This window comes from Streptomyces sp. NPDC031474, from assembly GCF_055581185.1.
Map to the genome: position 1 here is coordinate 67577 of NZ_JBVIJX010000005.1, position 19264 is coordinate 86840.

Annotated in this window: 12 protein-coding genes; 9 read left to right on the top strand and 3 right to left on the bottom strand. The window is 68.6% G+C overall.

Translation table 11 applies throughout. From position 1 onward, the window contains the following. Window positions 1–87 precede the first annotated feature (87 nt). Window positions 88–2040 (top strand): hypothetical protein, encoded by a 1953-nt coding sequence (locus ACZ5SK_RS11025; protein ID WP_468416659.1) that lies wholly within the window; start codon window positions 88–90, stop codon window positions 2038–2040. A 78-nt stretch (window positions 2041–2118) separates the two neighbouring features. On the opposite strand, the gene ACZ5SK_RS11030 is transcribed toward ACZ5SK_RS11025, so the two are convergent. Then, a complete protein-coding gene (locus ACZ5SK_RS11030) occupies window positions 2119–3450 on the bottom strand; it encodes an ABC transporter substrate-binding protein (RefSeq protein WP_334579025.1) in 1332 nt (443 codons plus the stop codon). Between the two features lie 118 nt (window positions 3451–3568). On the opposite strand from ACZ5SK_RS11030, the gene ACZ5SK_RS11035 reads away from it, so the two are divergent. The 7 genes from ACZ5SK_RS11035 to ACZ5SK_RS11065 all read left to right on the top strand — a co-directional run bounded on the left by ACZ5SK_RS11035 (window position 3569) and on the right by ACZ5SK_RS11065 (window position 17408). After that, entirely contained in the window at window positions 3569–4069 is a 501-nt protein-coding gene (locus ACZ5SK_RS11035; RefSeq protein ID WP_079661564.1) for an SCO4402 family protein, read from the top strand. 62 nt (window positions 4070–4131) lie between these two features. Further along, window positions 4132–5016, top strand: a complete 885-nt coding sequence (gene purU / locus ACZ5SK_RS11040; RefSeq protein WP_334579026.1) for a formyltetrahydrofolate deformylase — start codon at window positions 4132–4134, stop codon at window positions 5014–5016. Between the two features lie 412 nt (window positions 5017–5428). Further along, window positions 5429–8929 (top strand): LamG-like jellyroll fold domain-containing protein, encoded by a 3501-nt coding sequence (locus ACZ5SK_RS11045; protein WP_334579027.1) that lies wholly within the window; start codon window positions 5429–5431, stop codon window positions 8927–8929. 75 nt (window positions 8930–9004) lie between these two features. Then, window positions 9005–15892, top strand: coding sequence for a polymorphic toxin-type HINT domain-containing protein (locus tag ACZ5SK_RS11050; protein ID WP_334579028.1), 6888 nt, complete (start codon window positions 9005–9007; stop codon window positions 15890–15892). Between the two features lie 51 nt (window positions 15893–15943). Then, complete coding sequence (locus ACZ5SK_RS11055; RefSeq protein ID WP_334579029.1) at window positions 15944–16231, top strand: hypothetical protein; 288 nt, start codon at window positions 15944–15946, stop codon at window positions 16229–16231. A gap of 182 nt (window positions 16232–16413) precedes the next feature. Continuing rightward, window positions 16414–16974, top strand: coding sequence for an RDD family protein (locus ACZ5SK_RS11060; RefSeq protein WP_334579030.1), 561 nt, complete (start codon window positions 16414–16416; stop codon window positions 16972–16974). Beyond that, window positions 16959–17408, top strand: a complete 450-nt coding sequence (locus ACZ5SK_RS11065; protein ID WP_334579031.1) for a hypothetical protein — start codon at window positions 16959–16961, stop codon at window positions 17406–17408. Before ACZ5SK_RS11060 ends, ACZ5SK_RS11065 begins: the two co-directional genes overlap by 16 nt. A gap of 60 nt (window positions 17409–17468) precedes the next feature. Here the strand turns inward: ACZ5SK_RS11065 and ACZ5SK_RS11070 are convergent, their stop codons facing one another. Further along, window positions 17469–17693, bottom strand: a complete 225-nt coding sequence (locus ACZ5SK_RS11070) for a DUF397 domain-containing protein (protein WP_334579032.1) — start codon at window positions 17691–17693, stop codon at window positions 17469–17471. After that, window positions 17690–18559: a helix-turn-helix domain-containing protein gene (locus ACZ5SK_RS11075; protein WP_334579033.1), complete on the bottom strand. Its 870-nt coding sequence runs from the start codon at window positions 18557–18559 to the stop codon at window positions 17690–17692. The genes ACZ5SK_RS11070 and ACZ5SK_RS11075 overlap by 4 nt, the downstream gene beginning before the upstream one ends. A gap of 170 nt (window positions 18560–18729) precedes the next feature. Here ACZ5SK_RS11075 and ACZ5SK_RS11080 point away from each other — a divergent pair, with 170 nt between their 5' ends. Beyond that, window positions 18730–19206 (top strand): ATP-binding protein, encoded by a 477-nt coding sequence (locus ACZ5SK_RS11080; protein ID WP_334579034.1) that lies wholly within the window; start codon window positions 18730–18732, stop codon window positions 19204–19206. Window positions 19207–19264 lie beyond the last annotated feature (58 nt).

Genomic DNA, 19264 nt, shown 5'->3' on the forward strand with positions numbered 1-19264 from the left:
CACGTTCTGAGCTGCGTGGCACGGGGTTCCGGGGACCCGGTAGCGTGAGCCGACGATTCCGAAGGTCCCCCATTCGTAGGAGTCCCGGTGACGCAGAGTGGACAGGGCGAGGAGCCCTCGGCGCAGCCCGCGCGCGAAGGCATCGTGCTGCCCTCCGACGGTGGGGAACCCCTGCTGCCGGGAATGACGACGAGCGCCCCACGGCGGGTCCCCCGTCCGGAACAGCCGCCCGCACCGACGTCGGACGACCATTCCGGCCAGTACGGCGCTCAGCAGCACGACCGGCAGCCCAGCCGGCAGCCCAGCCAGGAGCACGGTCAGCAGCAGTACGGCGGCCAGCAGCAGTACGGGCAGTCCGAGTACGGGCAGCAGCAGTACGGCCGACCGGAGTACGGGCAGCAGCAGGCGCCGGCCGGTGGCCAGACCTGGGGACAGCCCTGGGGTCCCGACCAGCAGACGCCCGCCCCGCAACAGCCGTCCCCGGGCTGGCCGCTCCCCGCGGACCAGACGGACCAGACGGACCAGACGGACCAGACGGACCAGACGGACCGGTCGAACCAGTCGGACCAGAGCGGCCAGGCACCCCAGCAGCAGCATCAACAGCACCAGCAGCTGGACCAGTGGAACGCCCCGCAGGCGGCCCCGTGGAGCGGCGGCACACAGCCGGGCGCGGGCCCTCTCCCGCCGGAGGGCGCACCGGCCCCGGCGTATCCGACGTACGGCCAGGGCACGCCGAGCGCCCCCCTGCCCCCGGCCGCTCCCCCCGCCGCCTCTGCCGCCGCGGCGTCCACCGCGGCTTTCGACGACGGCGCGACGCAGTACATACCGCCGATACCGGCGGCCCCGACTCCGGCGTCCGCGGTCGACGAGGGCGCCACCCAGTACCTGCCGCCCGTTCCCGCCGCCGCACCTGTCGACGAGGGCGCGACGCAGTACCTGCCGCCGGTCGTGCCGGGCGCACTGCCGCCCGAGACCCAGGCCGAGTCGACCCATTTCCTGGGTCGCACCCCGCAGAACGGGCCCGCTCCGGGCCCCGGCCCGATGCCCGCCCACGGCACCCAGCCGGGCGCGCAGCCCGGCACGCACTCCGACGCCGAGGCCACGCAGTACCTCCCGCCCGTCCCCGCACAGGCCGGCGGGGACCGGCAGCCGCCCCCCGAGTTCGAGAACCTCTTCCGCAGCGGCCCGGGCAGCGAGAGCCCGGCCGGGTCCACGCAGCAGCTCCCGCGCTTCTCCGAGCCGGAGCCCCCCGGATACGGCGGCCATGGCGGCTACGGCGGCCCGCAGGGCTACGGCGCCGGTGCCGGGCCCGCCGCCCGCTCCCCGCAGCCCGCCTACAGCCCGCCCGGTGACCCGGCCGCGGGCAGCCGGCGCGGGGCGCGTGACGACGACGGCGGCCGGGGTGGCCGTAGCGGATCGCGGGTGCCGTTGTTCGCGGCGATCGGGGTGGCCCTCGCGGTCGTCGGGGTCGGCGCGGGCGCGCTGCTCTCCGGCGGGGGCGGCGGCAAGGGCGACGACAACAAGACCGTCGCCGCGTCCGCTCCCGTGACCGGCGGGTCCGCGTCAAAGGGCGCCGGTGCGGCCGAGCAGCAGGCCGTCGCGCTGGACAAGCTGCTGGCGGACAGCGGCAGCAGCCGGGCCAGCGTGATCAGCGCGGTGGCCGAGGTGAAGTCCTGCGGCAACCTCGCGCAGGCCGCCACGGATCTGCGGGCCGCGGCGAAACAGCGCACCGACCTGGTGACGAGTCTGTCCGGGCTGAAGGTCGACCAGCTGCCGAACCACGACGCGCTGACCACCGCCCTCACCAAGGCGTGGCAGGCGTCCGCGTCCGCAGACGACCACTACGCGGCCTGGGCCGACCAGGTCGCCGGCAGCAAGAAGAAGAGCTGCAAGAAGGGCTCGGCCCGCACCACCTCCGAGACGCAGGCCGGCAACCGCGACAGCGGCACCGCCAGCGCCCAGAAGGCGCAGGCCGCGACGTTGTGGAACGAGATCGCGAAGACGTACGGCCTGACCCGGCGCCAGCCCACCCAGCTCTGACCGGCCCACCCAGCTCCAGCCGGTTCACCGAGCTCCAGCCGGTTCACCCAGCTCCAGCCAGGGGGAGGGGGCGGTTCGTCAGGCGACGTCCGCCTTCTCCAGGGTCTTCGTCACGTCGGTGAAGCCCTTCTTGGCGGCCACCAGCCGGCCCTTCTGCACGGTCTGGAGGGTGACGTCGGCGTTGACCAGGCGGGGGAAGCCGATGGAGGCGAGCCGGTCGGTGAACTGCCAGCGGAGCGTCGGCGTGAGCCCGCCGGTGGTGATCTTCAGCCCGTCGTCCAGGGCGCCCCGCACGGAGGCGGAGGTCACCTCGCCGTCGCCCAGCGACTCCACGGCCTGCCGGAACACGTTGTAGGCGATCCAGGTGGTCTGCACTCCGGTGTCGCCGGCGTCGATGCGGGTGTCGGAGAACGCCTCCTCGCTGATCACCTTCTTCATCGGGTTCCAGGCGGGGTCGCTCGCCACGGGGTACCAGCCGGTGACGTAGGACCCCTCGTACGGCCCGGAGCTGCCGCCGGCCGCGTCGATGACCGTCTGGTCGACGCTGCCGAGGACGGTGGCGGTGTTGACGTCGGTGTAGTCCGTGCGGGCGCGCCGGAAGGAGTCCATGAAGGTGCTGGTGCGGTCCCCGAGGGCGGGCACCACGCACCCCTTCTCGTTCCTCGCGCTCTTGCCGTCGGTCGCGTGTTCCAGGGCGGTCTCGGACTGTGCCGAGTACTCGGTGGAGTCCTCCGGCGCGCGCTGGTCCTTGGCCTTGTCGTGGCCGCCCGCGGTCAGCCCGGCGTTGAGCATCGTGGGCAGCGCGTCGCCGGCGATGGTGTCGGGGCGGACCAGGGAGACGGGACCGCAGGTCGCGGCCAGCTCCTTGCCGAGGCCGGCCAGGAGGGTGGGCTGGCCGCCGTTGACGGGGTAGGAGAGCGGGCTGGTGAACTCCGCGTTCGTGACGCCGTAGCCGCCTATGTAGGGGATGCCGGCGCCCTCCAGGTAGGGGAAGAAGGCGTCGGAGTGCTGGCTGTAGGAGCCGACGACGGCGACCGCGTCCTCCTTGACCGCCCGTCGGGCGCACTTCGCGGCGGACACGGTGTCGTTGTGTTCGTTGCAGGTCAGCACCTTGAGCTTGCGGCCCTTGAGGCCGCCGCTCGCGTTGATCCAGCGGGCGTAGGCGCGGGCGAAGGCGGGCATGCCCGGCTTGTTGGTCGCCGACGTGCCTTCGGGAGCCCATGTCATGACGACGATCGAGTCGTCCCCGGAACCCCCCGTGGTACCGGGGACGACCCCACAACCGACGGCGAGTGACGCACAGGCGGCCACGGCGCCCGCCGAGAGGGCGGTTGCTCTGACGGACCTGGTGAAGCGGAAGGACCTGGGGAGGAAGGTACTTCGCAGGGAAGTGCGTCGCTTGCCGGTCATGGACACGCACGATTCCGTCACATAGCCAACCTGCGAGTGACTCACGGTCAACGAGGGGTGACGTCGAGGTGAATTGTGGGGGCCCGTGAGGCTCCTGTGACGGGGAAACGTACGATCGATGACCGTGCAAGGTTCGGAGAACTCTTCCCGTCGCGGCCGTCGCTCCTCCACCATGGGCGGCATGCCACTCAATGACATGCCGTGGTGGCGCTGGCGCAGCAATGTGCGCTCCGCGCTGCACATGCTCTCCGACCCGGTGTTCCAGCAGAACGTCTGGCTGGCCGGCGTCGAAGGGTACGGGGACGTCACCGACGCCGTGTACCGCCTCGTCGAGGACACCTGGCTCGACAACTGGTCCGCCGAGAAGTACGTCGGCACGATCTTCCGCGACTCGCAGGAGGCGGCGCTCGTCGACACCGCCGTGCTGCGCGTGCTGCGGATCATGCACCAGGTCGGGCCGGACGCCCCCGTCTCCGCGTACGTCGAGCACCAGGGCTGGCCGGACGCCGTACGGGCGGCGCGCGACGCGCACGTCCGGATGGCGACGGCCGACGGCGACGAACCCGACGCCCCGCCCCGGACCCTCGAGGTGCTGCACATCATGACCAGGTCGGCGTAGGGCCGGTCCGCGTGGCGGACAGCGTTCTGTTCGGCCGGTAGGGGCATGAGACCCTGTCCTGCATGACTGAGCAGTCCACCCGAGCCGCGGCAACCCCCGCCGATCAGTACGTCCTCACACTTTCCTGCCCCGACAAGCAGGGCATCGTGCACGCCGTGTCGAGCTACCTCTTCATGACCGGCTGCAACATCGAGGACAGTCAGCAGTTCGGCGACCGCGACACGGGCCTGTTCTTCCTGCGCGTCCACTTCTCGGCCGAGCCGCCGGTGACCGTGGACAAGCTGCGCGCGAGCTTCGCGGCGATCGGCGACTCCTTCCACATGGACTGGCAGATAAACCGGGCCGACGACAAGATGCGCATCGTCCTCATGGTCAGCAAGTTCGGCCACTGCCTGAACGACCTGCTCTTCCGCGCCAGCATCGGCGCGCTGCCGGTGGAGATCGCGGCCGTGGTGTCCAACCACACCGACTTCGCCGAGCTCGTGGGCTCGTACGGCATTCCCTTCCGCCACATTCCGGTGACGAAGGAGAACAAGGCGCAGGCCGAGGCGGAGCTGCTGGAGCTGGTCCGGGAGCAGGACGTCGAGCTGGTCGTCCTGGCCCGCTACATGCAGGTTCTCTCCGACGACCTGTGCAAGCAGCTCAGCGGCCGGATCATCAACATCCACCACTCCTTCCTGCCGAGCTTCAAGGGCGCGAAGCCGTACCACCAGGCGCACGCCCGGGGCGTGAAGCTGATCGGCGCGACGGCGCACTACGTCACCGCGGACCTCGACGAGGGCCCGATCATCGAGCAGGAAGTCGAACGCGTCGGCCACGGCGTCACCCCCGACCAGCTGGTCGCCATCGGCCGCGACGTCGAATGCCAGGCCCTGGCCCGCGCGGTCAAGTGGCACGCGGAACGACGAATCCTGCTCAACGGGCGTCGGACGGTCGTGTTCCCGTAGGACAGTCGTTACCTCCCGCCTCGTTTTCCGTTTGATCGAGAGACGGGGAAGGTTTTCCCGTTCCTTTCGATCCTTCGGGTTTACGAGGCGTTACAGAGCAGTGACTTTGAGTCTCCTTTGCCTTTCGATGGCTCCTCGATGGGGCATTCTGTCCGTTTCCTTTGCCTGGCAGGTGTGATTTAAGAGTGGATTTGGTCAACTTCGTGCCGCTGGTAAGTGATTGACGCGTGCCATTTCCCGGGCTTTGATCACCCGTCTGTAAGGATTCTGTGAGTACGGGGTGGGGGCCATGGGGTGGGGCAGGCGTGTGCTGGGACGTAGAGCCTGGCTCGTGGCATCGGTCTTACTAGTGCCCACACTGGGCGCCACGGGCCCCCAGGCGGTCGCCGTAACGCCGCCGGAATCCTCGTCGGTGGCTGCCGATACCAGTGACCTGTTACCCGAGGCAGCGGCCTCGCAGAAGGCCGCCGAGTCCGGCTCACCCGTCGAGGTGAGCGCGGAGACGACCCCCACGCAGCTCGTCACGGCGCAGCCGGACGGCACCTTCAGGGTCGACTTCGATCCGACGCCGGTACGGGTGAAGAAGGCGGCGGGATGGGTGCCGGTCGACACCGGCCTGGTGAAGACCTCTTCCGGAGCCATCGCGCCGAAGGCCGCCGCGGCAGACATCACCTTCTCCGGCGGGGGCTCCCACGCCCCCTTGGCGAGCATCACGCAGGGCGGGAAGACGTACAGCGTCAGTTCGCCGTGGACACTGCCGACTCCCACGTTGTCAGGCTCCGTTGCCACCTATGCAGATGTCATGCCCGCGACGGATTTGGTGGTCCGGGCGACGCCGGACGGCTTCAGCGAGAACCTCGTGGTCAAGACCCGTGCCGCGGCCCAGAACGAGGAACTGTCGAGCATTCGGTTTCCCGTCTCCGTCGTCGGTCTCGCCGCGTATGACACGAACTCCGGCGGAGCCGCGCTCGTGGACGATCAGGGCCGCCCGGTATTCACCACGGGCACGGCGCTGATGTACGACTCCTCGGCGCTCACCGCATCGTCCCAGGGCGCGACCCCGGCCACGGCCTCGAAGGCGCCGCACACCCTCGCGAAAACCGCGTCCGACGAGGTCGCCAGCTCGGGCGGGAACGCGGTGGACGGTCCCGACCCGGGGGCCAGATCGACCGTCATGGATGTGACGGTCTCCGACGACGCACTGACCCTGAAGCCGGACCGGTCCTTCCTCGACAACCCTGACACCACCTACCCCGTGGTGCTCGACCCTCAGACGACGAGCGCGTCTCTCGCGGGCTGGACGACGGTGTGGTCAAGCGCGACGGGGACGTCTTTCTGGAAGACCTCGCATGCGCTCGGGGTCGGCTACGACGCGTGGGTCGACAACAAGAAGGCCCGGTCCTTCTACCAGTTCGACACACACACCCTGGGCGGCAAGAAGATCCTCTCGGCGACCTTCACAGCGTTGGAGGTGTGGTCGGCGAACTGCACTGCCAAGGCAGTGCAGTTGTGGCGCACCGGGGCGATCTCGTCGTCGACGAAATGGTCGGCGCAGCCGTCATGGGCCGCCCAGGTGGACTCGGTCAACGCCGCCAAGGGGTACTCGTCCTCCTGCCCCGGCGGGAACGTCTCCTTCGACGCCACCAGCGCCGTCAGTTACACCGCCGGCCAGTCCTCCGCGACGACGACACTCGGTCTGCAGGCCGCATCCGAGACCGATGCGGTCGCCTGGAAGCAGTTCGCCTCACCGTCGGACACCAAGCCCACCCTGTCGGTGACCTTCGTGTCCAAGCCGAGCCTCCCCACCGGTGTGAAGACGTCGAGCCCGAGCCTGGCGTGTGCCACGAGCCGCGGCACCGCCGCCGTGATCAGGGACACGACGCCGACGGTGACGGCGGCGCCGAAGTCGGCGGACGGTTCGCAGGCGACGTTGCGCCCGAACTTCGAGCTGTACCGGTACGACGCGAACGTCGGGGATCCCTTGGTGGGCGCGGGAAACCCGTCGGCATACACGGCCTCGGGCACGGCGGGGACGTGGACGACAGCGGCGCTGACCAATGGGCAGACGTACTGGTTCCGCGCCCGCAGCCAGTACAAGTACACCTTCAACGGCACGACCGGCTTCATGTACTCGGCCTGGAGCCCCGCCTGCTGGTTCCGGATCGACACCTCGGCTCCCGTCCAGCCGGACGTGGACTCGACGGCCTACCCGGAGTGCACGAGCCCGGACACTCCGGACGACTGCACGGCCTACGGCGGCGTCGGGGCTGCCGCGGCCTTCACTCTCAAGGCCAACGGGGCCGCGGACGTGGTCAAGTACGCCTACCAGTTGAACGACAACCCGGTGCGGACCAAGACCTTCACCGCCGCGACGACCAGCTACGCCTTGTCCCTGACTCCCGATGTCCGCGGCGTGAACACCCTCACCGTCCAGACCTGGGACTCCGCGGGGAACGCCTCGGCCAGCTACACCTACACCTTCAAGGTCGCGCCCGGCGCGGGCCCGCTCTCCCAGTGGTCCATGGACGAGGGCACCGGCACCACGGCGGCCGATGCGGTCGGAGGACGGACCGCGACCCTGTACGGGTCGGCCACCTGGTCCGACCATGCCAGGCTCGGCAAGTCGGTGCAGGGCAACGGCACCTCGTCGTACGCGGCTACGACCTCTGCGGTACTGGACACGACCAAGAGCTTCACCGCCTCCGCGTGGGTCAGGCTGACCGCCACCTCCCACGATTCCGTGGCCCTGGCTCAGGCGGGAACCAACGGATCCGCCTTCGCCCTGTACTACTCGACCTCTGCCAACGCCTGGGTCTTCAACCGGTACGCATCCGATGTCGTGACGCCGACGATCAGCCGCTCGACCTCGACCACCACGCCGGCAGTCGGCGTCTGGACGCACCTGATGGGCGTGTACGACACGCAGGAACAGACCATCCAGCTCTTCGTCAACGGCATCCCGCAGGGCGTGCCCGTCTCCTACACCACCTCCTGGCAGGCCACCGGAGGCCTGCAGATCGCCCGCGGTCAGCACGGCGGCAGCTTCTCCGACTACTTCACCGGCCAGGTCGACGAGGTCACCGTCTGGAACCGGATCCTGTCCGAGGAGGAGATCGCCGATCTCCAGGCCGAGACCGACCCGAGCACCCGCCAGGCCCGGCCGGTTCTGGCCGCGGAGTGGGGCATGGCGGAGACGTCCGGCACCAGCGCCGCCGACTCCTCCGGATACGGTCACACGGCGACCATCGCCACCGGCGGCGCCTGGGCCGAGGACACCGACGGCGGCAAGGGCAACGTCCTCTCCCTGGACGGGACGTCGACGGCAAACGCAACCGCTTCCGGCCCGATCGTCGACTCCCAGGGCGACTTCACCGTGGCGGCCTGGGCCAAGCTCGACGCGGCGGCGCTGTCCGACACGTCCGTGGCGCACCACATGAGGATCGCCACCCAGTCCGGCGGCGTACGCGACTCCTGGGGTCTTTGGTACGACCAGGCCGCGGGCTCCACGCAGGGCATGTGGGTCTTCGGTCGCAGCACTGCCGACACCACCGGCGGTGCCGTTGTGACGGTCCCCGCCGACATCGCCTCGGCCCAGTTGGTCGACCCGGGCGGGTGGACCCTCCTGACCGGCGTCTACGACGGAGCCCACCACCAGCTCCTCCTCTACGTCAACGGGGTCAGGCAGGGAGCCCAGGGCGACACCGACACCGACGACGACACCGGTGACGGAGTCGTCTTCACCTCCCCCTGGCAGGCCACCGGCACGTTCAGCGTCGGCCGCGGGCGGACCGGCACGGGCGCGTACGGCGACTACGCGCACGGCCTTGTGGACGACGTGCGCGTATGGACCGGCGTGATGTCCGGCACCGCGATCGACCAGCTGTACGTCAACGAAGTGCCCAAACCTCTGTAAGGCCGTCCGCCGACGACGGCGGACACGCGACAGACGTTCCGGACTTTCACACGTCACACGATCGGGAGTGCAGTCATGGGTGGGCTACGGCGGACACGGTTGTGGGTCGTCGCTGTCACAGCGAGCGCCCTGGTGGCCACCGGCCTGGGCACCGCCCCGGCCGTATGGGCGACCGAGCGGCACGGGCACAACACGATGGACACGCCCGAGGCCAAGAACGGCACCGCCGTGCCCTTCAAAGCCAAAAAGTTCACGGCCACGGACCCGGCCAAGGCTGCCGCTGCCCGTACGGCCGAGAGGGTCGCGAAGCCCGTCGTCTGGCCGGCCGCGTCCGCAGCCACTCTGCCCGTGGCGGTCAAGGCGGCCCTGGCCAGGGCGACTTCTGTCGGAAACCTCCCGCTCAAGGTGAGCGCCCCGGCCAAGGGGGTTGCCCCGGCCAAGGTGGCGGTCAAGGTGGCCGCGCACAGCACCGCGGCCGCCCTCGGCATCAACGGCACGGTGCTGTCCGTGGCCCGCGCCGACGGCCGTAAGGGCACCGCCCAGACCCGGCTCACCCTGGACTACTCCGGCTTCGCGAACGCCTACGGCGGCGACTACGCCTCCCGTCTCACCCTCGTACGCCTCCCCGCCTGCTCGCTCACCACCCCGGCCCTGGAGAAGTGCCGGACCACGACGCCGGTCGCCACCACGAACGACGTCGAACAGCACACCCTCACCACGACCGCCCCGGTGACCTCCGCCGCCATCACGGCCTTCGCCGCGACCGCCGCCACCGCCACCTCAGGCGCCGGCTCCTACCAGGCGACGTCCCTCAACCCGTCCGCCGCCTGGAACGCGGGTGGCTCCAGCGGCGACTTCACCTGGTCGTATCCGCTGTCCGTGCCCCCGTCCAACGGCGGCCCGGCCCCGAACCTCTCCATCGCCTACGACGCGCAGAGCGTCGACGGCCGGCTGCCGTCCACCAACAACCAGCCGTCCTGGGTCGGCGAGGGCTTCGACCTCTCGACGTCCTACATCGAGCGTTCCTACGACTCCTGCGACGACGACGGGCAGAAGGACAAGAACGACGAGTGCTGGGCGAACGACAACGCCACCCTCGTCCTCGGCGGCAAGTCCAGTCCGCTCATCAAGGACAAGACCAGCGGCGACTGGCACCCCAAGACCGACGACGGAGAGCGGGTCGTCCACTCCACCGGCGCCACGAACGGTGACAACGACGGCGAGTACTGGACCGTCACCACTCAGGACGGCACCCAGTACGTCTTCGGCAAGAACCGCCTCCCCGGCTGGACCACCGGCGCCGCGGTCACCAACTCCACCTACACCGCCCCGGTCTTCGGTGACGACACCGGCGAGCCCGGCTACGACCAGGGCACCGCCTTCTCCGGCCGCGCGCTCACCCAGGCCTGGCGCTGGAACCTGGACTACGTCGTCGACCCGCACGGCAACGCGATGTCGTACTGGTACACCAAGGAGACCAACTACTACGCCAAGAACGGCACCACGACCGACAACGGCACGGTGTACGACCGCGGCGGCTACCTCAGCCGGATCGACTACGGCATCACCTCCTCCACCGTCTTCGGCACCGCGCCCGAGAAGGTCACCTTCACCACCGCCGAACGCTGCGTGGTGACCAGCGGCGAGGACTGCTCCTCGCTCACCTCGACCACGGCCGCCCACTGGCCGGACGTGCCCTTCGACCAGATCTGCGCCTCCGGCAAGGTCTGCAAGGCGACCGGGCCGACGTTCTTCTCACGCAAGCGCCTCACGGGCGTCACGACCAGTGTCTGGGACGCGAGCCTGTCGACCCCGGCCTACCGGGACGTCGACTCCTGGGCGTTCGCCCACGCCTTCCCCGACCCCGGGGACGGCACCTCCGCGGGACTGTGGCTGAGGTCCATCACCCGCACGGGCAAGGACGGCGGCACGACGGCCATGCCGCCGGTCACGTTCGAGGGCATCCAGCTCTTCAACCGCGTCGACACCACGCACGACGACATCGCCGCACTCGTCAAGTGGCGTGTCCGCAAGATCACTTCGGAGACCGGCTCGGTCCTCACGGTCAACTACTCCGACCCGCAGTGCGTAGCGGGCACCACCATGCCGAGCGGCCCGGACTCGGACACCCTGCGCTGCTTCCCCATGTACTGGCAGCCGCCGTACACGGCCGACCCCCAACTGGACTGGTTCCACAAATACGTCATCACCCAGGTCACCGAGTCCGACCCGACCGGCGGGGCCCCGCTGAAGGAGACCGACTACACCTACAACGGCTCCCCGGCCTGGCACTACGACACCGACAACGTCACGGCTCCCGCCAAGCGCAAGACCTGGTCGGTCTGGCGCGGCTACGGCAGCGTCACCTCGACGACGGGTGATGCGCAGTCGACGCGTACGAAGACGGTCTCGACCTACTTCCGGGGCATGGACGGCGACAAGCACTCCGACGGGACCACGCGCACCGCCAAGGTCACCGACTCGACCGGGACGGCGGTGACCGACGCAGACCCGCTGGCCGGCACGGTCCGCGAGGCGATCACCTACAACGGCAGCACCGAGGTCTCGGGCACCATCACCGATCCGTGGATCCGCCGGACCGGCACGGACGGTACGCGCGACTCCGCCTACACCCGCGCCCGGACGGTCCACAACCGCACCGACCTGTCCTCCGGAGGCACCCGCGACACCACCGTCACCACGACGTACGACGACACGACTGGTGCGGCGCTCACGGTCGACGACTCGGGTGACACTGCGGTCACCGGCGACGAGCAGTGCACCCGCACCACCCTCGCCGACAACACCACCGCCTGGTTGAGGGCCTTCCCGGTCCGGGTCGAGACGGTCGACGTCGCCTGCGACGCCACGGCCAACCGACCGAACGATGTCGTCTCCGACGTTCGTACCCTGTACGACAGCCAGGCGTACGGCACCGCACCGACGATCGGCGACGAGACCTCCACCCAGCGGCTGTCCTCCTACAGCGGCGGCAGTCCGGTCTACCAGACGGTCTCCACGAGCCACTACGACAGCCAGGGCCGGGTCGACTCGGTCAAGGACACCAACGCGGCGGTCGTCAGCACCACCAAGTACACCCCTGCCACGGGCGGCCCGCTGACCAGCACGGTCACGACGGACGCCAAGGGCTACTCGACCACGACGAACTTCGACCCGGCGCGTGGCATCGCCACGTCCGTGATCGATCCGAACACCAAGCGGACCGACTACTCCTACGACGCTCTCGGCCGGGTGACCGGACTGTGGCTGGCCAACAGGTCCAAGTCCTCGAACCAGCCCGCAAGCCTCGTCTACACGTACTCGATCTCCAACACCGCTGCCTCGGTGGTCTCCACGGGCAAGCTCAACAACGACGGCACGACGTACGACACGACGTACGCCCTGTACGACGCGCTCCTGCGCCCGCGCCAGACGCAGACCCCGGCACCGGGCGGGGGCCGCGTGATCGCGGAGACGAAGTACGACAGCCGGGGGCTGGCCGTGGAGGCCGACGCCGACTACACGGACACGTCCGCCCCGTCCGGGACGTTGGCGAACATCACGTCAGCCGTCCCTGCCCAGACCCTCACCACCTATGACGGTGCGGGCCGCGCCACGGCCGCCGACTTCTACGCCAACGGCGCCAAGCGCTCGACGACGTCCACGGCGTACGGCGGCGACCGCACGACGGTCACCCCGCCCCAGGGCGGCATCGCCACCACGACGCTCACGGACACCCTCGGCCGCACGACCGAGACCCGGCAGTACGACAGCGGTGCGCCGACGGGCTCGTACACGTCGATCAAGTACGCGTACGACGCGATGAGCCGCCTGAAGTCGGTCGTCGACGACGACGGCAACACCTGGTCCTATGGCTACGACCTGATGGGCCGCAAGACCAGCTCCACGGACCCGGACGCCGGCAGGACCACCACCGCGTACAACGAGCTGGACCAGGTCGCCTCCACGACGACCGCGGTGGGCACCGCCGAGGAGAAGACCCTCAGCTACTCCTACGACGCCCTCGGTCGCAAGACCGACATGTACGACGGCACCACCAAGGACGCCACGCACGAACTGGCCAAGTGGACCTACGACTCGCTCGTCAAGGGACGGCCCACGTCGGCGATCCGCTATGTCGGCGGCAGCTCGGGCAAGGCGTACATCAGCCAGGTCGGGGCCTACGACTCCCTGTACCGACCGACTCTGACCCGGGTCACCATCCCCTCGGTCACCGGCGAGGAGGCCCTGGCGGGCTCGTACACGTCGACGATCGGCTACAACCTCGACGGCACCGTCCAGGTGACCTCCGATCCGGTGGCGGGCGGACTGCCGTCCGAGTCCCTGGAGTACGGCTACAACGACCTGAGCATGCCGACGACGCTGAGCGGCGCGACGGGCTACGTGGAGAAGACGAACTACACCAAGCTCAGCGACATCGCACAGGTGACGTTGGGGGTGTCCTCGGCCGACACCGCCAAGTGGCTCCAGATCACCAACACCTACGAGGACGGCACGCGCCGCCTGCAGCGCGAGCTGGTCACGGACGACACCCACACGGCCCCCGTCCAGGACACCACGTACACGTACGACGACTACGGCAACCCCACCAAGGTCGCCACGCACGCAGACGCCACCGACGACGTCCAGTGCTACCGCTACGACGGCCACGACCGCCTCACCGAGGCCTGGACCGCGACGGACGGCTGCTCGGCCAGCCCGTCGACCGCCGTGCTCGGCGGCCCGGCGCCGTACTGGCAGAGCTTCGCCTACGACGACCTCGGCAACCGCAAGACCCAGGTCAACCACGCGACGGCGACGGGCGGCGACGACAGCACGACGTCATTCGTCTACCCGACGCCGGGCACCAGCCAGGCCCACACGCTGACGTCGTCGACCACGGTCACCGGCAGCACCACGACCAGCGCTTCGTACACGTACGACGCCTCCGGCAACACGCACACACGTGTGTTGGACGGCAGGACCCAGACCCTCGACTGGGACGACGAGGGTCACCTCGCCAAGGCCACCAACGCGGACGGCACCTCGGCGTCGTACCTCTACGACGCGGACGGCAACCGGCTGCTCTCCCGCGACGACTCCGGTACGACCCTCTACCTGGGCGACACGGAGGTGCGCCTCGCCAAGGGCACGACGACGACCACGGGGACGCGGTACTACAGCTGGGCGGGGCAGACGGTAGCCGTCCGTACCAGCTCGGGCAGCCTCCAGTGGCAGGTCGCGGACGCCCACGACACAGCCGAGACCGCGGTGGACGCCACCACACAGGCGATCACACGCCGCCGCCTGGACCCGTTCGGCAACACACGTGGTACTCAGCCGACTTCGGGCTCATGGCTGGGCGACAAGGGCTTCGTTGCCGGTGTTCAGGACACCACCAGCGGCCTGACGCACCTCGGGGCGCGGGAGTACGACCCGACGATCGGCCGATTCGTCTCGGACGACCCGGTACTGGAACTGACGGACGCCCAACAGATTGACGGGTACACGTACGCGGCCGACAACCCCGTCAGCAACAGCGACCCCAGCGGCCTCTACCTGCCGATTGGCTTCAGCGGTGGCGGTGGCAGCGACGACACGGCCTCGTCGTCGAGCAGCAGCGACAGCGGGACTCATCACAGCGGCGGCGGCTCTCACTACCTCGGTAACGGTCATCACCACAGCTGTGGCTTGTCCCTCTCCTGCCACGTATCCGACCTGGCCCACAAGGCCTACCACGCCGTCCAGCGGCACCCGGTAATCGCAGCCGTGGTGGCCACGGCCGCGGTCGTGGGCGTCGTCGCCTGCGTCGCGGCGACCGCGGGCGGCTGCGCGGCCGTGCTGGCAGCGGGCGCCGAGGGCTTCACCGCGGGCGCGGAAGCAGGCAGCCTCGGAGGGGCCGTAGTCGGCGCGTCCGTGGGGGTGGCGGCCGAAGGCGGCTCTGTCATTGCGGGGTCGATGGGCATCGCGGGGGCGGGGGCGGCGGCCGTCGCGAAGGGTACCGAAACGGCCTCCGCGGCCAAGGCGGCGACCAGATCCGGGGCCAAGGCGGCGGACACGGCGGCGGAGGGGACCGCCGCCGCGGGCGCCGCCAGGGGCGGTCAGCGCGCGGAGACGGCCGCACCTCGCAGCGGCGCTGCCAAGTGCGACCACAGCTTCCTGCCCGCGACCAAGGTCCTCATGGCCGACGGCCACGAGAAGCAGATCAAGGACATAAAGGCGGGCGACAAGGTCCGGGCCACCGACCCCGAGACCGGTCAGAGCCAGTCCCGCACCGTCGAGAAGCTGATCACCACCAAGTACGACAGGGACTTCGCCACCATCACGATCCGCGACACCGACGGCGGCAAACCGTCGAAGATCGTGGCCACGGTGACCCATCCGTTCTGGGTGGAGTCCAAGGGCGAGTGGGTCGACGCCGGCCACCTCAAGCCTGGGATGCGACTGCACACCGCCTCGGGGCTCGCAGTCGCGATCTCCTCGGTCAAGATCTGGCACGAGGAGCATCTCACCCATGATCTGACTGTTTCGGTTACGCATACGTACTATGTGCTGGCTGGGGCAACGCCGCTTCTGGTTCACAATTGTGGGGGGACTGCAACGGTTCGGTGGGATCCCGATATGGGTCACGCCACAATCCGGGTAGAAGCGCCCGGGGGGCAACCATTGGAGACAGAGCAGCTGATTAATGGTGTGGGGCATAACGGGAATTTCAACGGCTTGCCAACTACGGGCACGGTTGCTGAAGATCTTGGCCCCAACACCATTGAGCTCGCATTCCATCTGCCGGATGTTCAGGCTGCGCTGCGTGCACAGATGGAGACCATCGGCGCAGACCTCGGGCCATATGATGGAATCCACAACAGTTGCGTGACCTACTGTGTTGGAATTCTGAGAGATGGCGGGGTTGACATTCCTGAAGGCGCTCGCGGAATGGTTAGACTGAAACGAATGTTGGAGTGATTATAGGTGTCCGGCCATTCAAGTCAGAATCAGGTATTGGCGGAGATTATCGTGAGCGAGAAGGTGGGTGGGCTCCACCTTCGCCGAGTCGGTGAGCTTTTGATCGCTCGTGAACAGATGAACTCTTGGCTTCACGAGTACGGGAATCGAAGGCTGTCCCCAGATGAGCTTTCTGAAATCGTCGAGCGGGTCTTGGAACTTGAAGAGGCATATACCCAAGCCTGGCGCGCATGCGAGGCTGGTGAACAACGATGGCGCCACTCTGAAGGCCTGGTGACATTGGAGCGAGCATTGAAGCAAGCCGCTGATTACTTCCGCGAATTCGGACCTGTCGTCTAACGTCGGCCGTTGTGCCGTTAATTTGCGTTATTTCGCGCGTTTGATAAGTCAACTCGTCGGGGATAAAGGAATAGTTTCGTATGGGCGGGTCTGCGACCGTGAACCGTGAGGGAGTGTTGGGCGTTCCCTCCATGGTCGTCAGGGCGATGGGGCGGGAGTGGTACCGAGAGCATCTGGCAAGCATGGATCCGTTGTGGGGTGCACGGCCGGAAGGGGCGCAGGTCGAGTACGTCGCGGACGTGGGTGGGGTGGTTCGCGCGAGCGGGAATCCGGTGCTGGTGCTGGCCCCCAACGGACGGAGGATCGCTGCACGCGTGGTGGATACGGTGATCGCGACCGTGTTCGCGTGCCTCGGCTTCTTCGTGGAGGTCGCCTCGACCGACGGCATTGCGCTGTTGGTTCTTATGCCAGTGGGGTTGGTGGCTGGTGGGCTGCTCTACTACATGCCCTTGGTGCACTGGTGGGGGACGACCGTCGGCAAGCGGATCTTCGGGTTGCGGGTTGTCCGGCTGTGGTCGGACGGGACCCTTCCGCCTTCGTGGAAGGACGTGTTCATCAGGGAGTTCGACCGGGGGGCTTTTCTGGCGATTCCGGTGCTGAACCTGCTGGTCGGCGCGATCCTGCTGGCGCAGATGGCCAAGGACCGGGGGGCCTACCATCAGAGCAAGTCGGACCGTTCCGCCCGAACGGCAGTGGTGCGGTGGCCGGCGTATGTGGGAGGGGATCGATGGGCGGGGAAGTAAAGGCAGTTCGGCGTTCTGCGGGGACGGAGACTGCACTGGATGTGCTGCTGCGTTGGGCCTGGATCCGGCGGCGTACGCCTGCGCAGGACATCGAGGACTTCAAAAACGGGCAGCCGCTTCAGGTCGTGGGGTTCACCAAGAGCATCGGTGGGGCGGCTGTGGCTTCGATCGGCAGGGGCAAGGAGATCGCGCGGACCAGGCAGGGTTACCTGCGTCTTGCCGTGGGGGAGGACCCGGTCTGGGCTGATCGTCGGGGTGGGAGGAGCGCGACCCTGAGGCCACCCTTCGGGCTCAAGCCCACGGGCGAGAAGGTGCCTATGGCACCGAAGTTCGAGCGCTATGAGCTGGTCACGGCCGACGGGACGTACGACGTGGCTGTCCCGAAGAAGGACGGCGAGCTTGTGCGGTACGTTTTTGGTCTGGTGCAGAGCTGAGAGGTTCTCGTAGACGCCGACTGGACGTGAGGGCTTCTACGCGTACCGCCGGGCGCGGGGTCACAACTCCCCGGCGATGACGCCTTCCCGGAAGGCCGTCCACTCCGAGGCGGTGAAGCGGAGGGGGGCCCGGCCGGGGTTCTTGGAATCACGGACGGCCCTTGCGCCGTCGGGGAGTTGGGCGACCTCGACGCAGTTGCCCTCCCCGCCGCTGGCTGATGCCTTGCGCCATATCGCCGTGGTCAGGTCGACGGCGTACAGGTCCGACTTGGTGTTGTCGCTCACTTGCGCTGCTTCTCCTCGATGCGGGCGATCAGTGCCAACGAGTCATCGGTCGGCAGCGCTGCCGCGACGATGCGTTCGAAGGCGTCGGCGAAGGTTCGAACATCGCCGACGCCCTCAACGTAGGACGAGCCGATGAGATTCTCCAGTAGCACTACGGCGGGCATCGGTGAAGGGAAGCTGACGAGGCTGAACCCGCCGATGTTTCCCGGGTGTGCCGTCGCGTCCAACGGCATCACCTGGAGCGTGACATGGGGCAGGTCGGCGACGTCGAGCAGCCGTCGCAGCTGGTCGCGCATGGTCGTGGGGCGGAGGGCGAAGCGCTGGTGCAGCGCCGCCTCGTGGATCACGGCCCAGAGTTTCAGCGGGCCATCGGGCCGGGTCAGAACGGCCTGGCGGGCCTGGCGCACTTCGGTGAGTGCCAGTACCTCCTCCGGCGTGCGGGTGATGGCGTGAGTCGCGATGCTCTCGCGCGCGTACGCGGCCGTCTGCAACAACCCCGGGATGAGTAGCGGCGAGAACTCGCGGATGCTGTCGGCGTCCGATTCGAGCGAGATGTAGTCCGCGTAGGAAGGGGACACGATGCCGCTGTACGTCTGCCACCAGCCCTGTTTGCGCGCGTCCTTGGCAAGGGCCTCCAGCGCCGAGACGACTTCCGGGTCGAGCACTCCGTAAGCCTTGAGTAGCGGGGCGACCTCGGTGGGCCGGATGTAGCCGTTCGCTGTCTCGATGCGGGAGAGCTTCGGGCCGATCCAGCCCATCGTCTGTGCCGCCACGTCGAGGCTCAAGCCGGCCGCGTTGCGGTACTGCCGCAGGGTCTGGCCGAGGCGTCGGCGGCGGACGGTCGGTACAGGGCGCACGTTTGGCATGGCGACAGCATGGCACCGCTGACGATGTCGTAGCGACGGGAACAAAGAGTCGGTTATGCATTTCGGGTGACAAGGTTGCGAGGCAATGTGTGAAACCGTCACTCTGGAGCAAGTCGACGTGCACCGGCCGCATTTGTCGGCCTGGCACGCCATGACCGCAAGGAGGCGGCATGCACTCTGTTTCAACCCCCACCCTCGCGCCCACCCCCAACCTCACCCCCGGCTATTACCTCCGCCCCCGCCCCCAGGGCTTCGCCGCCCACATCTGTGCGTCGCAGCAACACCTCGGCGCAGTAAGGGCGTTGACCGGCGCCGAACTGCTCGCTCATGGTGTCGACGCCGACGTCGTCCACTCCGCGCAGCTTGTTCTCTCCGAGCTCGTCGGCAACTCGGTGCGGGCCTGCGGTGAACACGTGCCGCTCGTGGTGGAGGTGTACGTGACGTCGTACGGCATCGCCGTGAACGTCCACGACCCGGACCCCGGTGCTCTGCCGAGGCGCAGAGCGACGCTGCTCGACAGTGCGGAGGCGGAGAGCGGGCGGGGACTCGGGATGGTCGACCTGCTCGCGCCTGGGTGGAACGTCCGGAGGTCGGCGATCGGGAAGCAGGTTCGGTGCCGAGTGGCAGCGGAACCGGCGTGGGGCTGAGGGGCGTTATGCGGTTCGTCTGTCCGGAAGCGCACCGTCCCTGCGGACGGCAATGACA

Excerpts from the sequence above, each read along its gene's own strand:
- ACZ5SK_RS11030 (WP_334579025.1), bottom strand. The coding sequence starts at position 3,450 with ATGACCGGCAAGCGACGCACTTCCCTGCGAAGTACCTTCCTCCCCAGG.
- ACZ5SK_RS11035 (WP_079661564.1), top strand. The coding sequence starts at position 3,569 with ATGACCGTGCAAGGTTCGGAGAACTCTTCCCGTCGCGGCCGTCGCTCC.
- purU (WP_334579026.1), top strand. The coding sequence starts at position 4,132 with ATGACTGAGCAGTCCACCCGAGCCGCGGCAACCCCCGCCGATCAGTAC.
- ACZ5SK_RS11050 (WP_334579028.1), top strand. The coding sequence starts at position 9,005 with ATGGGTGGGCTACGGCGGACACGGTTGTGGGTCGTCGCTGTCACAGCG.
- ACZ5SK_RS11060 (WP_334579030.1), top strand. The coding sequence starts at position 16,414 with ATGGATCCGTTGTGGGGTGCACGGCCGGAAGGGGCGCAGGTCGAGTAC.
- ACZ5SK_RS11065 (WP_334579031.1), top strand. The coding sequence starts at position 16,959 with ATGGGCGGGGAAGTAAAGGCAGTTCGGCGTTCTGCGGGGACGGAGACT.
- ACZ5SK_RS11075 (WP_334579033.1), bottom strand. The coding sequence starts at position 18,559 with ATGCCAAACGTGCGCCCTGTACCGACCGTCCGCCGCCGACGCCTCGGC.
- ACZ5SK_RS11080 (WP_334579034.1), top strand. The coding sequence starts at position 18,730 with ATGCACTCTGTTTCAACCCCCACCCTCGCGCCCACCCCCAACCTCACC.